The 16,036-nt window shown below is 63.4% G+C and carries 2 protein-coding genes; both read right to left on the bottom strand.

Annotation, left to right across the window (positions count from 1 at the left end; translation table 11 throughout):
* Positions 1 to 62 precede the first annotated feature (62 nt).
* Positions 63 to 1,016 carry an alpha/beta hydrolase gene (locus G9Q84_RS26050; protein WP_181644312.1) on the bottom strand — a complete coding sequence of 318 codons (954 nt, stop codon included), beginning with the start codon at positions 1,014 to 1,016 and terminating at the stop codon, positions 63 to 65.
* Positions 1,017 to 1,076: 60 nt separating this feature from the next.
* Positions 1,077 to 15,968 (bottom strand): non-ribosomal peptide synthase/polyketide synthase, encoded by a 14,892-nt coding sequence (locus tag G9Q84_RS26045; RefSeq protein ID WP_181644311.1) that lies wholly within the window; start codon positions 15,966 to 15,968, stop codon positions 1,077 to 1,079.
* Positions 15,969 to 16,036: the final 68 nt, after the last annotated feature.

The following is a 16,036-nucleotide window of genomic DNA, read 5'->3' as shown; positions in this document are numbered from 1 at the left end:
GGATGTAAAACGGGGCTGGCAATCAGCCCCGTTGTTTAATGGCGGGAACGGTCAAGTGTTGCTTAGCGCTGTTCCCCCAACCAACTCAACACGCCTTCATAAATGCCTGCAACCGCGCTGGTAATGCCGTTCATGCGCAGGAAGTCATGGGTCAGCCCCGACTGCACGTGCAGGCTGACCGCTGTGCCGCTCGCGGCCAGCATCTGGGCGTACGCCTGCCCTTCGTCATACAGCGGATCGTACTGGGCCAGGCTGATATAGGCCGGTGCCAGCGCAGTCAGCCCTTCGGCCAGCAACGGCGAGACTCGCCAGTCCAGGCGCTGTTGGGCGTTCGGGCAATAGTGTTGGTAGAACCATTCCAGCGTGGCCGTTTCCAGCAGGTAATCCTCGGCATAGTGGCGATGGGAATCACGCTGCCGCGAGGTATCAGTGACCGGGTAAAACAGCAACTGGGCCCAGGGTTTGAACGCCAGTTGTTGCGGCGCCTTCACTGCGGTGATCGCCAGGACGGTCGCCAGCGTTGCCCCCACACTGTCACCCGCCAGGGTAATCCGGCGGTTGTCCAGTTGCAGGTTGCCGGCCTGTTCGGCCAGCCAATTGGCGGCGTCGAGGCTGTCATTCACTGCGGTCGGGAAGCTCGCCTGTGGCGCCAGACGGTAGCTGGGCGCGAACACCGCGTACTGACCGCTGGCCGCGAGCCTGCGGCAGATGGAGTCGTGGGAGTCCAGGCTGCCCACCACGTAACCGCCGCCGTGGAAGTACGCAATCACCGGCAATTGCGCGGTGCCGGGTGCCCGGTAAAGACGGGCGGGCAGTGCATGGCCATCGCGGGCGGTGACCGTCAGGTGGGTGACCACCACCGACCCCGGCGGGCTGGGGTCGAGAATGGCCGAAGTCTGTTCGAACTCCCGCCGTGCCTGTTCAACACTCAGTGCGTGCATGGGTTGGCTTTTACCGGTCAGGCGACCCATCTGCGCCAATTCCAGAAAACCTTCGAGATCAGGGTCCAGGGGCATTGCATGTTCCTTGTGAAATAGGCTGAAGCGCCGCCCCTGACCATCAGGGGCGGCGACGTTTCAACTGGCTACGGGTTGCAGCGCCAGGTGCTGCAACAGACCCTGAAGCAGGGTCGGGTGGTTAAGCATGTCGTAGTGGCCGGCGGCGATTTGTTCGTTGCTCCGGGCGCTGGCCAGGTTCGATGCCGGCTGGTCGGCAAGCGCCTTGGCCCACCAGCAATGGGCTTGCGCCCGGGTGGGCGGCAAGCCGTCCAGTCCCGTGGACAACGCCTTGAGTTTCATCGCTACCTGGAACGTGTGAGCCAGCTCCTCGGTGCTGATTGCGGCGTACACCGAACGCGCGGCAGCGCCTGACTGGACCTGTGCGATCAGTTGCTCCAGCACCGCGCTGTCCGTCGTCGCCCTGACGTCGAAGGCTGGCAAGGCCTCGGCCGACAGGCCGAACAGTACCGCGAGGAACCCGCGCAAGTCGTCGCTCCAGTCGTCGCTCAAGACGTCTTCGCCAGTGGGCACAAAACTGTCCACCAGGCCGAGAAACTCCACGCGTTGGCCCTGGCTTTCCAGCTCCTGGGCCACCAGCACCGCGAGGGTGCCGCCCAGCGACCAGCCCACCAGGTGGTACGGGCCGCTGGCCTGCTGCTGGCGGATGTACTGGCTGTAATCGATGGCCATGGACGCCAGGGAATCATCGTTCCACTGACGGTCCAGCAGCATGCGGCATTGCAGGCCGTAGACGCTGCGCTGTCCATCCAGGCGACGGGCCAGGGGCTCGTAGTCGAACACCGTGCCAAAACCGGCATGCAGGCAGAACAACGGCGAGCTGTGCGTCGTTTCACTGTTGAGCAGCAGCAGCGGATTAAGGCTGGCATCGTCCTCGGCAAACCCGGACAGCTCAGCGATGGTGGGTTTGCCGATCATGTCCCGCAGTTTCAGTTCGATGCCGATATCCGGCTGGCTGCGCACCTTCGACAGCACCTTGAGAATGCGCAGCGAGTCGCCGCCCAATTCAAAGAAGTTGTCGGTGACGCCTACGCTCTCCAACTCCAGCACCTCCTGCCAGATCGCTGCCAGTTGTGCCTCCAACGCATTGCGCGGTGCAACGAAGGCGCGGCCTTTGAAGTCCGGGTCAGGCAGGACCAGGCGGTCCAACTTGCCGTTGGGGTTGAGCGGGAAGGCCGGAAGCGCGAGGATTTGCGCCGGCACCATGTAGTCGGGCAATTCCACCTGCAAAGCTGCACGCAGGCGTTCGCCCAGCCCGGCCGAAGCGTCGGCCACCACGTAACCGATCAGTTGCTTGCCGCCGGCCGTATCGCGGGCGACCACCACGGCGTCTTGCACGTCGGGGATCTCGCGCAGGCGTGACTCAATTTCTCCCAGTTCGATACGGAAACCGCGGATTTTCACCTGGTTGTCCAGGCGGCCAAGGTAGTCGATCACGCCGTCGGGGCGTTGGCGCACCAGATCTCCGGTGCGATACAGGCGTGTGCCGTTGGCAGCGAACGGGTCAACCACAAACCGTTCGGCGCTCAGGCCGGGCCGCTGGTGATACCCACGGGCAACGCCTTCGCCGCCGATGTACAACTCGCCCGCCACGCCATCGGGCACGGGGTTGAGGTGTTCGTCCAGCACATACAGGGTACGTTCACCGACGCGGGTGCCGATCGGCGCGTACACCGCGTTGCAGCGTTCGTCGGCACTCACTTTCCACAGCAGCGGCGTAACCACGGTTTCGGTGGGGCCGTATCCGTTGGTCAGGTACTGCGGCTTGAGCACGCGTTTGACCAGCTCGAAGTTGGCCTCGGCCACCGCGTCCCCGCCGAAGCAGTAGATGCGCACGGGCGGTGGTGCATCGGTTTGGCTGTCGCCGTACTCGGCCAGCTGTTGCAGATACGCCGGAGGGAAGCAGGCGATGCTGATGCTGTGGGCGTGCAGCGCCTGCCAGGTTTCTTCCGGTGTCCACAGCTGGTTACCCCGCACCACCAGGCACCCGCCGCTTTGCAGCGTCGACAGCCAACGCTCCTGGGCACCGTCGAAGGCGAACGACATGAACAGCAATTCGCGGGTGCCGCTGTCCATCTCGTAACGCTCGGCAATCGCTTGGCAATGCATGCGAATTTGCCCATGGGTCACGGCGACGCCCTTGGGCTTGCCAGTGGAGCCCGAGGTGTAAATCAGATAAGCCAAGTTATCGTCGTGCACCTGCGGCGCCGGGCACGTCGCCGGCCAGTCCGACAGCGGCAGGCGATCCAGGTCGATAAGCGTCGCCTCGCCCAGGCCGTCGAAGCGCGACCGCAGCGAGTGCTGGCTGATCAGTACGCTCATGGCAGAGTCTTCGACGATCCACTGCACGCGGTCCTGCGGGTAGTCAATGTCCAGCGGCACGTAGGCGGCGCCGGTTTTCATGACGCCATAGAACGCGACAATGACGTCCACCGAACGCTCCAGAGCGACGCCAACGAACATCTCCGGCCCGATGCCCTGGGCCATGAGGCAGTGGGCCAGGCGGTTGGCCCGGGCATCCAGTTCGCCGTAGCTCAACTCGATCCCGTCGCACACCACCGCCACTGCGTCAGGGCGCTCCAGTGCGTGTTGACGGATCACCTGTGCCAGGTGGGCGCGTGGTGCCATGGCTGGGCTCAGCACGTTACGTTGCAGCAACAGTTGCTGTTCGGTGCCTGCCAGCATAGTGAGGCTGCCGACGTTGGCCTGGGCGTTGTTGAGCAGTTCCAGCAGCAGGGTTTCAAAGCTGCGCAGGATTTGTGCGGTGGCGGCCTCGGTAAAGCGGTTGCGCAGGTACAGGAACTCGATCTTCAGGGTGTCGCCGAGGTTGATCGCCAGGTCCATGGCAAAGTTGGTCACATCGCGGCTGCTGACGTCGCCAAAGCTCAGGCGTTCTTGCCCGGCTTCCTGCAGGCGTTCGTCCACCGGGTAGTTTTCAAACACCAGAATGCTGTCAAACAGCGGCTGGCCACCTTGGCCCGACCAGCGTTGTACGTCCGCCAGGGACGCGTGCTCGTGGTCGCGCACTTCCAGGTTATAGGCCTGCAACGCTTGCAGCCATTGGGCGACGGGCATGTGCGGTTGCGGGGTCTGGATAATGGGCAAGGTGTTGATAAACAGCCCGAGCATGTCCTCCGAGCCTGGCAGGCTGGCCGGACGACCCGCGACCGTCGCGCCGAAGCACACGGTGTCCTGGCCGGTATAGCGCTGCAACAGCAGTAACCACGTGGCCTGGATCAGCGTGTTCGGGGTGACGCGCAGACGTTGGGCCTGCTCACGCAAGTGTGCGGTTTGCAGCGCATCCCAATTCAGATACAGCGCCGCGTGGCCTTCCAATTCCATGGCCGGTTTGGGCGATAGGCTGTTGGCGAGGGACGAGGTGCCGTTCAAGTCCTGGAGCTTGGTTTTCCAGAACTGCTCCAGTACCGCCTGGGATTGATCTTGCAGCCAGCGGATGTAATCGCGGTAATGCCCGCGTTTGGCCGGTGCGGCCTGGCCGTTGTAGATCGCGAAGACTTCACCCAACAGCCGCGAGTTGGACCAGCCGTCCATGAGGATGTGGTGGCTGGTCCAGATCAGGTAGTGCGTTTGCGGGTCGAGCTGCACCAGGGTCAGGCGTGTGAGCGGCGCACGCAGAAGTTCGAAGCCACGGGCGCAATCCTGGCTCGCGAGTACCTCCAGGTCTTGGGCGGTGACGTCCCGTTGCTGCCAGTCGAGTACGTCGACAGGCATCGTCGCCGCGCGATAGACCACTTGCAGCGGTTCGGCCAGTTGGTTGTCGGCCCAGAACCCGGTACGCAGGATTTCATGGCGCTCAATCACGGCGTTCCAGGCTGCGGTGAACCGCGCAACGTCCAGGCCGGTGACCGAGACGGCCATCTGGTTCACGTACAGAGCGCTTTCCGGTGCTTCCAGTGTGTGGAACAGCATGCCCTGTTGCATCGCCGACAACGGGTAGACGTCTTCGACTTGTGGCAACGGCACCGGCAGGCGATCCAGTTGTGCCTGGCTGATCCGCGCCAGCGGGAAGTCGGACGGCGTGACCCCCACGTTAGCGGTGTCGCAGCAATGCTCGATCAGGGCCAGCAGCTCGCGCTTGAGGTCATCGGCCAGGTGCGCAATGGTCGCTTCGTCGAACATCTCCCGGCTGAATTGCCAGCCGAGGGTCAGTTCATCACCGTATACCTGGCCATTGAGGCTCAGCCAGTTGCCCAGTGGCGCATTCAGCGCCTGCTCACGGCCGCTGCCTTCGGCGGCAGGGGCCAGCAACGAGCCCTGACTGGCATCGAAACTGCCGTCGAACTGGCCAAGGTAGTTGAACGTGATGCGTGGTGCCTGCAAGGCGCCGAGGCTGGCCCGTGCCTGCGGCGTGCCCAGGTAGCGCAGGGCGCCATAGCCAAGGCCTTTGTCGGGGATTGCCCGCAACTGTTCCTTGATCTGCTTGATGGAGTCGCCAAGGTTGGCGGCCGGCACGAGCTTGACCGGGAACAGGCTGGTGAACCAACCCACCGTGCGGGTCAGGTCGATGTCATCGAACAGGTCTTCGCGGCCATGACCTTCCAGCTCGATCAGGCAGTGCGGGGCGCCGGTCCAGCGGCTGATGACACGTGCCAGGGCCGTCAGCAGCAAGTCGTTGATCTGCGTTCGATAGGCCTTGGGCGCCTGCTGCAGCAATTGTTTTGTCTGCCGGGCGTCGAGGTGGGTATGCAGCGTGTGGCTGTGGCGATTGTCCAGGCTGCCATGGGGACGTTCGCATGGCAGGTCGGGCGTGTTGGTGTCGAGTTGCGCCAGCCAGTAGTTCAGCTCGTCCTGGGACGTCTGGTTTTGCGCGCGGCGTTGCAGGCGCTCGGCCCAGGCCTTGACCGAACTGGTGCGGGCCGGCAGCTGCACCGGCTGCTGGTCGCTAACCTGTTGATAGGCGTTTTGCAGGTCTTCAAAAAGAATCCGCCAGGACACGCCATCCACTGCCAGGTGGTGGATCACCAACAACAAGCGCTGGGTACCGTCAGCCAAGTGGATCAACAAGGCGCGGATCAGCGGGCCGTGTTGCAGGTCGAGGCTGCTTTGGGCTTGATCGCACAGGTCCGACAATTGCTCGGCGGTGGCGTCAATCTGTTGCAACTGCCAGTCGACCATTGGCCGGTACTGGGCGCTCCAGCCGCCGGGGTGTTGCGCAAAGCTCAAACGCAGGGCGTCGTGGTGCTCAATCACCGCGTGCAACGCCTGTTGCAGTGCCTCGGCCACCAGCGGTTGCGCAGGTTGGAGCAGTACCGACTGGTTCCAGTGATGGCGCTCAGGGATCGCCGTTTCAAAAAACACCTGGTGAATCGGCAGCAACGTGAGCGGGCCGGTGGCTGGGCCTTGATCGATCACCTGGGCACTTGCGCCGATACGGGCCACGCTGGCCAGGCCTTGCACGGTCTGGTGTTGGAACAGTTCCTTGGGTGTAAAGGCGATGCCTTGCTGGCGGGCGCGGCTGACCACCTGGATGGAGATGATGGAGTCACCGCCCAGTTCGAAGAAATTGTCGTTCAGGCCGACGCGTTCCAGTTTCAGCACGTCTTGCCAGATGTCGGCGATCTGCTGTTCCAGCGGGCTGTGCGGCGCCACGTAGGTTTTTTGCAGCAGGTTTGCATCGGGTTTCGGTAGGGCCTTGCGGTCCAGTTTGCCGTTGGGGCTCAGGGGCAGTTGATCGAGGAAGATCAACTGGGCCGGCACCATGTAGTCGGGCAAGTGTTCGCTCAAACGGTGTTTGATGTCGCTGCGCAGGTCAGCTTCGTCACGGGCCTGAGTGGGCACGGCGTAGGCCACCAGTTGCCCGTCAGCCGCGATCACCACCGCTTCGCGCACGCAGTCCAATTCCATCAGGCGGGTTTCGATTTCCCCCAGTTCAATGCGCAGGCCACGGATTTTTACCTGGTGGTCGATGCGGCCACGGTATTCGATCACGCCGTCGGGCCGGTAGCTGGCCAGGTCGCCGGTGCGGTACAGGCGTTGGCCATCACCGAACGGGCTGGTCATGAAGCGCTCGGCGGTGAGGGCAGGGCGGCGGTGGTAACCCCGGGCCAGGCCTTCGCCGCCCAGGTACAACTCGCCGATGACACCGGCCGGTACCGGTTGCAGCTCGGCATCGAGGATGTAGGTGGTGAGGTTGGCGATCGGCTGGCCAATCGGCACGCTGGCCTTGCCTTCTTCGCGGCAGGTCCAGTGGGTTACGTCGATGGCGGCTTCGGTGGGGCCGTAGAGGTTGAACAACCCGGCGTTCGGCAGCTTGGCGAACACCTGTTGTTGGGCGTCCACCGGCAAGGCTTCGCCGCTGCAGATGATGCGTGTCAGGCCGGTGCACTGGGCGACCTGTTCGTCCAGCAGGAACACCTGCAGCATCGACGGCACGAAGTGCAGGGTCGTGACCTGGTAACGCTGAATCAGGCTGATCAGGATGGCCGGGTCGCGATGATCGCCAGGCCCGGCAACGGCCAAACGGGCGCCGGTCATCAGCGGCCAGAAGAACTCCCACACCGACACGTCGAAGCTGAACGGGGTCTTTTGCAGCACGGTATCGTCGGCGGTCAACCCATAGGCCTGTTGCATCCAGCACAGCCGGTTGGTCAGGGCCGAATGCCGGTTGCCGGCGCCTTTGGGCTTGCCGGTGGAACCTGAGGTGTAGATGACGTAGGCCAGGTTTTCACCGTCAACGGCGACCTCCGGGTTGGTGTCGGCATAAGCGCTGACGTCCAGTTGATCGAGGGCCAGCACCGGCAGCGCAGCCGGAATCGGCAACTGCGTGAGCAGGTGCTGCTGGGTCAACAGCAGGCCAATGCCGCTGTCTTCGATCATGTAGCTGAGGCGGTCCTGCGGGTATTCCGGGTCCAGCGGCACATAGGCGGCGCCGGCCTTGAGCACGGCGAGCAGGCCGATGACCATCTCCAGGCTACGCTCGGTGGCGATACCGACCAGTGCATCGGGGCCGACGCCCAGTTCCATCAGCTTGTGGGCGAGCTGGTTGGCGCGCTGGTTGAGCTGGTGATAGCTCAGCTGTTGATCGCCGAACACCAGCGCCGTGGCATTGGGTGTGGCCGCCACTTGGGCTTCGATCAGTTGCTGGACGCTGTGGTGCAGCGGGTAGTGGGTGGTGGTGGCGTTCCACGCGCTGACAATGTGCTGCTGCTCGGCGTGGTCGAGCATCGCCAAATCTGCAACTCGCTGTTGTGGGTCGGCAATCAGGCTGTGCAGCAGCTGTTGCCAATGCCGCCCAAGGCGCTCGATGGTGGTGGCGTTGAACAGGTCGGTGGCGTAGGTCAGGGTCGCGCTCAAGCCTTCGGCCGATTCGCTGGTGCTGAGGGTCAGGTCAAATTGCGAGGTGCTGCCTTCCCAGTCCAATCCCTCGACCTGCAACGCCGAAGGCAGTGACGGACGTTCGGTGGCGCTGGGTTTGTCGGCACTCTGGTGGTTGAACATCACTTGGAAGAGCGGGTTGTGGCTGAGGCTGCGTTCCGGTTGCAAGGCCTCCACCAATTGTTCGAATGGCAGGTCCTGATGCGCCTGGGCATCCAGTGCATGTTGCTTGACCTGTTGCAGCAGAGCCTCGACCCGCAGGTGCGAGCTGAACTCGGCTTTCATGACTTGGGTGTTCACGAAGAAGCCAATCAGCCCCTCGGTTTCGACCCGGTTGCGGTTAGCAATCGGCACACCGACGCGGATATCGTTTTGGCCGCTGTAGCGGTGCAACAGGGTCTGGAAAGACGCCAGCAACAGCATGAACGGCGTCACGCCAACGCGATGGGCAAAGGCGTGCACGGCATCGCCCAGGCCAGGCGCCAGGGTAATTGACAGGTGGGCACCTCGGTAGCTTTGTTCCGCCGGGCGCGGGCGATCCGTCGGCAACTCCAATACGCTGTGTTCACCGGCCAACTGGCCGGTCCAGTACGCCAGTTGACGTTCGCGCTCGCCGGCTTGCATCCATTGCCGTTGCCAGGCGGCATAGTCGGCGTACTGGATGGGCAACGGTGCCAGTGCGTGAGGCTGTCCAGATTGGGCGGCGCCGTACAGGCTGATCAGTTCCTCCACCATCAACTGCACCGACCAGCCATCGGAAACGATGTGGTGCTGGGTCAGTACCAGTACATGTTCATCGTCCGCCAGACGCAGCAGCCTGACCCGCAGCAGTGGGCCGTTTTGGAGGTCGAACAGTTGCCGGGTTTCGTGCTCCACAAAGGCCTTGATCGTGGCGTCGTCCGGCGTGCCGTTCAGCGTCTCGACCACCAACGCCAGCGGTGCCTGGTCGGCGATGATTTGGCGGGGGTGTTCGTTGTCCACCACGAAGGTGGTGCGCAGTGCTTCGTGACGCGCGATCAGTTGATTGAACGCGTGCTCCAGCGCCGCGACATCCAGCGCGCCCTTGAGGCGCAGGGCGGCCGGCAGGTGGTACGCGGCGCTGTGCGGGTCCAATTGCCAGAGGAACCACTGGCGCTCCTGTGCGTAGGACAGGGGCAGCGATTGAGTGCGTTCGACGGGCACCAATGGCAGCTCATGCTGCCGCGCGCGACCGTCCAGGCCGACGACGAAATCCCCGAGCACGCTGCGTTCGAACAAGCTGCGCAGGGCGACATCCAGCCCCAGGGCCTGACGCACCCTGGAGATGATCTGGGTTGCCAGCAACGAATGGCCGCCCAGTGCGAAGAAGTCATCCGTGAGGCCCACCTGCTCAAGGTTGAGCACGCTTTGCCAGATTCCGGCGACCTGGATTTCCAGGGCCGTTCGCGGCGCCACATAGTGGTTTTGCTGTTGGCTGGCATCCGGCTTGGGCAGCGCTTTACGGTCCAGCTTGCCGTTCGGGCTCAGGGGCAATACATCAAGGAACATCAGGAAGCCCGGGACCATATAGTCCGGCAGCACGGCTGCCAGCGAGGCTTTGATCGACTGGCGCAGCTCTGCGTGCGGCACGGCCGTGGCCTCGGGCACCACATAACCCACCAACTGCAAACCGCTGGCGGCCGGTTGGGCGAGGACGATGGCGTCTCGCACCATGTCGTGCTCGAGCAGTCGGGCTTCGATTTCGCCCAACTCGATACGGAACCCGCGAATCTTCACCTGATGGTCGATCCGGCCGACGTACTCGATCACCCCGTCGGGGGTGTAGCGCGCAAGGTCGCCGGTGCGGTACAAGCGGCCGCCACTTTGGCTGAACGGGTCGGGCATGAAGCGCTCGGCCGTCAGGTCCGGGCGATTGAAATAACCCCGCGCCAGCAACTCGCCGCCGATCACCAGTTCGCCCACCACGCCAATCGGCGCCGGGGCACCGCTGTCGTCCAGCAGGTAAATGCTGCGTCCGGCCAGGACCTTGCCGATGGGCATGGTCAAGGGCGTGGGGCGTGCGCCGGTTACATAGTCGGTGCAATCAAGGGCCGTGACCGTCACCGTGGCTTCAGTCGGGCCGTAGGTGTTGAGTAATTTGACGTGGCCAAGGCCGGCCTGGCTCCACGCGGCGAGGCCTTCTGGCGGCATGGCTTCACCACCGGCGTGCACTTGCTTGAGGCGCCCGTAATCCCGTGGGCCAGCCGCGGCAAAATCCTTGGCCAGCAGGTTCCAGTAGGCCGTGGTGAGGTCGACCACGCTGATCTGGTGCTTGATCAGGGCGTGGTAGAAGGTCTCGGTGTCCCAGATTTCGGTGCCGCGCAGCACCACCGACGCGCCGCAGATCAGGGCCGGGTACAGCTGCTCGACGAAACCGTCGAAGTTGAAGGTGGAAAACTGCAGGATGCGGTCGCCGCCATTGAGATTGAAGAACCCCAACGACACGTAGGCATGGCGAGTCAGCGAGGACTGGTTGATGCCCACGCCTTTTGGCCGGCCAGTGGAGCCGGAGGTGAACATCACATACGCAAGGTTATCGGCATGGGCACGATTGACCAGGTTGCTGTCGTCCAGATCGACCCAGGCTTGGTTCTGGTCCAGGCACAGGTGCGCCACCTCGGCAGGAATCGTCAGGCGTTCGCGCAAGTGGCTCTGGGTCAGCATCAGTTGCGTGCCGCTGTCTTCGATCATGCACAGCAACCGATCCTGCGGGTATTCAGGGTCCAGAGGCACGTAGGCGCCACCGGCCTTGAGCACCGCCAGCAAGCCGATGATCATGTCCAGGCCGCGCTCCACGGCAATCCCCACCAGCACGTCGGGCCCGACGCCCAGGCTCACCAGATGGCGAGCCAGGCGATTGGCCTGGGCGTTGAGTTCGGCGTAACTCAACTGGCGGTCTTCGAAGAGCAAGGCCGGGGCTGATGGTTGCTTCGCCACCTGGGCTTCAAACAGCTGATGAACCCGTTGTTCACTTGGGTAATCGAGGGTGGCACTGCTCCAGTCATGGAGCATCAGGTGCCGCTCTTCATGCCCAAGCATGTCCATTTCACCCAGGCGTTGCTGCGGGTTACGGACGATGGCCTGCAACAGGTTTTGCCAATGCCCGGCCAGGCGCTGGACGGTTGAGGCTTCAAACAGGTCGATCGCATAGGTGAGGGTGGCCAGCAGACCGTCGGCGGACTCGGTGGTGTCCAGCGAGAGGTCAAACTGGGTGCTGGGTAGCGTGCCTTCCAAGACTTCAAGGCTCAGGCCGGGCAGGCTGACGCTGTTTTGCGGCTGCACGCTGGCATGGTTGTACATCACCTGGAACAGCGGGCTGTGGCTGAGGCTGCGCTCCGGTTGCAGGGCTTCCACCAGTTGCTCGAAGGGCAGGTCCTGATGAGCCTGGGCTTGCAAGGCGTGGTGTTTGACCTGTTGCAGCACGTCGACAAACCGCGCCTGGCCGTTGAGCTCTGCGCGCAGCACCTGGGTGTTGACGAAAAACCCGATCAGCCCTTCGGTTTCCACGCGGTTGCGGTTGGCAATCGGCACACCGACACGGATGTCGGTTTGCCCGCTGTAGCGATGCAACAGGGTTTGGAACGAGGCCAGCAACAGCATGAACAACGTCACGCCTTGCTGCTGGGCCAATTGCTTGAGCGACTGATTCAGCTCGTGGCCCAGCGCCAGTTCCAATTGGGCGCCGCGGTAGCTTTGCTCCGACGGCCGGGTGTGGTCGGCGGGCAGTTCCAATACCGTCTGCTCGCCACCCAACTGTTCGGTCCAGTAGGCCAGTTGGCGCTCGCGCTCTCCGGCCTCCATCCACTGGCGCTGCCACACGCCATAGTCGGCGTATTGGACGGGCAGGTCAGGCAGGCTGACGGGTTGCTGCTGGCTGAAACCGGCGTACAGGGCAATCAGCTCCTGGATCATCACGTTGATCGACCAGCCATCGGAGACAATATGGTGCTGGGTGAGGATCAGGACGTGATCGTCATCCGCCAGTTTCAGCAGTTTGACCCGCAGCAGCGGGCCATGCTGCAAGTCGAACAGCTGCTGGATTTCGTGTTCAACACACGCCTGGATCGCCTGCTCCTCTGCGCCCAGCCGTGACTCGACGCTGATCGCCAGCGGAGCGTGGGCGGCGATCTGTTGGACGGTACGCTCGCCGTCCTGGGTGAACGAGGTGCGCAGGCTTTCATGGCGCTCGATCAGGTGGTCAAAGCTGCGCTGCAGTGCCTGGGTGTCCAGATGGCCGCGCAGGCGCAGGGCCGCCGGGATGTGATACGCGGTGCTTTGAGGGTCCAGTTGCCAGAGGAACCACTGGCGTTCCTGGGCGTAAGACAGGCGCAGCGGCTGGTCGCGCGCGACCCGGACCAAGGGCGGCTCGTGGCGGACCGGTTCTTGGGCCAAGGTGGCGACGAACGCCTGCAAGGTGCTGCACTCGAACAGGCTGCGCAGGGGCACATCGGTGTTCAGGGCATGACGCACACGGGAGACGACCTGGGTAGCCAACAGTGAATGTCCGCCCAGCTCAAAGAAGTCATCGTGAAGGCCGACGGCTTCACGCTTGAGCACGTCTTGCCAGATGGCGGCAATCTGCTGTTCCAGCGGGCTCTGCGGCGCCACGTAGGCTTTTTGCAGCAGGTTTGCATCGGGTTTCGGCAGAGCCTTGCGGTCCAGTTTGCCGTTGGGGCTCAGGGGCAGTTGGTCGAGGAAGATCAACTGGGCCGGCACCATGTAGTCGGGCAAGTGTTCGCTCAAACGGTGTTTGATGTCGCTGCGCAGTTCAGCGGCGTCACGGGCTTGAGCGGGCACGGCGTAGGCCACCAGTTGCCCGTCAGCCGCGATCACCACCGCTTCACGCACGCAATCGAGTTCCATCAGGCGGGTTTCGATTTCCCCCAGTTCAATGCGCAGGCCACGGATTTTTACCTGGTGGTCGATACGGCCACGGTATTCGATCACGCCGTCGGGGCGGTAGCTGGCCAGGTCGCCGGTGCGGTACAGGCGTTGGCCATCACCGAACGGGCTGGTCATGAAGCGTTCGGCGGTAAGGGCAGGGCGGCGGTGGTAACCGCGCGCCAGGCCTTCGCCGCCCAGGTACAACTCGCCGATGACACCGGCGGGCACCGGTTGCAGCTCGGCATCGAGGATGTAGGTGGTGAGGTTGGCGATCGGCTGGCCAATCGGCACGCTGGCCTTGCCTTCCTCGCGGCAGGTCCAATGGGTTACGTCGATGGCGGCTTCGGTGGGGCCGTAGAGGTTGAACAACCCGGCGTTCGGCAGCTTGGCGAACACCTGTTGTTGGGCGTCCACCGGCAAGGCTTCGCCGCTGCAGATGATGCGTGTCAGGCCGGTGCACTGGGCGACCTGTTCGTCCAGCAGGAACACCTGCAGCATCGACGGCACGAAGTGCAGGGTCGTGACCTGGTAACGCTGAATCAGGCTGATCAGGATGGCCGGGTCGCGATGATCGCCAGGCCCGGCAACGGCCAAACGGGCGCCGGTCATCAGCGGCCAGAAGAACTCCCACACCGACACGTCGAAGCTGAACGGGGTCTTTTGCAGCACGGTATCGTCGGCGGTCAACCCATAGGCCTGTTGCATCCAGCACAGCCGGTTGGTCAGGGCCGAATGCCGGTTGCCGGCGCCTTTGGGCTTGCCGGTGGAACCTGAGGTGTAGATGACGTAGGCCAGGTTTTCACCGTCAACGGCGACCTCCGGGTTGGTGTCGGCATAAGCGCTGACGTCCAGTTGATCGAGGGCCAGCACCGGCAGCGCAGCCGGAATCGGCAACTGCGTGAGCAGGTGCTGCTGGGTCAACAGCAGGCCAATGCCGCTGTCTTCGATCATGTAGCTGAGGCGGTCCTGCGGGTATTCCGGGTCCAGCGGCACATAGGCGGCGCCGGCCTTGAGCACGGCGAGCAGGCCGATGACCATCTCCAGGCTACGCTCGGTGGCGATACCGACCAGTGCATCGGGGCCGACGCCCAGTTCCATCAGCTTGTGGGCGAGCTGGTTGGCGCGCTGGTTGAGCTGGTGATAGCTCAGCTGTTGATCGCCGAACACCAGCGCCGTGGCATTGGGTGTGGCCGCCACTTGGGCTTCGATCAGTTGCTGGACGCTGTGGTGCAGCGGGTAGTGGGTGGCGGTGGCGTTCCATGCGCTGACCATCTGATGTTGCTCGGCGTGGTCGAGCATCGGCAGTTCGGCCAGTCGCTGTTGCGGCCCGTCAACGAGGCTTTGCAGCAAGCGCAGCCAGTGCTGTCCCAGGCGCTCAATCGTCGCCGCGCCGAACAGTGCCGTGCTGTACTCGATGCTCGCCATGATCTGTTGTGGCGTGTAGTCCACGTCCATCGACAGGTCGAACTTGGCCTCATGTTGCGCCACCGGCAGGAACGCCAGGCTCAGCTCACCCAGCGTCAGAGCGATCGGTTGATCCTGGCTCACCCGCCAGTTGAACAGGGTCTGGAACAACGGGTTGGCCTGGGTGCTGCGTTGCAGCTGCAAGCGCTCGATGATCAGTTCAATCGGGTAGTCGGCATGTTCCATCGCCGCCCGCGATTGCTGGCGCAGCGCTTGGAGAAACTCGCCTGTGGTCAGGTCGTCGGTGAGTTGCGTGCGATAGATCTGGCTGCTGACGAAGAACCCCACCAGGTCCTGGGTCTCGCTCTGATTACGGCTGGCATTCGGCACACCAACGGTGAAATCCTGCTGGCCGCTGTAGCGACTGAGCAGCAGTTGCCAGGTGCCCAGCAGCACGATAAACGGCGTCAGGTCCTGTTGCTGGCAGAAGCCGTGCAACTGTTGGCTCAGGGCTGTGGGCACTGACAGTTGAAGATTGCCGGCACGGTGTTGTTGTTCGGCATTGCGGGGGAACTCGGTAGGCAGGTCCAGCGTGGGAATCTCCCGTCCCAGGTAACCCGCCCAATAGTCGGCGGCCCGCTGTTGTGCCGGCGTGTTCGGGTACTCCTCGCGCTGCCAGCGGGCGTAGTCGGCGTACTGGATGGCAGGTCGCGCCAGCGGCGTGGTATCGCCCTGGCAGGCGCGTTGGTAAGCCTGGATCAGGTCGTGCATCAGGATCGGGTTGGACCAGGCGTCCGAGACGATGTGGTGCATGTTCAACAGCAGGATATGCTCGTCGCGCTCAAGGGTGATCAGGGTGGCGCGAATCAGCGGGGCTTGCCCCAGGTCAAACGGTGCACCGGCCTCGGCGGCCAGGCGCTCAGTCACGGCGGTGCTACGGGCGTGCGGTGCCAGGCCTGAGAGGTTCTCTTCGCGCACGTGGATGCGGGCTTGCGGGTCAAGCACTTGCCGGGGTTCATCATCGACGGTCTGGAACGCGGTTTTCAGCACGTCGTGCCGGTCGATGATCTGCTGCAAGGCCGCGGCGAGCGCCGATGTATCCAGCGGGCCGCGCAGGTGCAGCGCGTTAGGCAGGTTGTAGGCGCTGCTGTCGGGCGAGAGTTGTTGCAGGAACCACAGGCGTTGTTGGGCGAAGGACAGGGGAGTGGGGCCGCGATGGGTGGAAGCCTTGATGGAATGCTCTGAACCGACGTCGTCGGCCATCAACAAAGCCAGCAAGTCGTCGTCGGGGAGTTGATTCAGTGGGTTCATGTTTGGTCTCGTCGCCATCGGCTGCGTAAATATGCGTTGTCAGAAAGACGAAGCGTGGCCGACGAGAT

The organism is Pseudomonas sivasensis (assembly GCF_013778505.1).
Classification (GTDB): domain Bacteria; phylum Pseudomonadota; class Gammaproteobacteria; order Pseudomonadales; family Pseudomonadaceae; genus Aquipseudomonas; species Aquipseudomonas sivasensis.
Note: the sequence above shows the minus strand (reverse complement) of the source record. Positions and strands in the feature narration are given on the sequence as shown.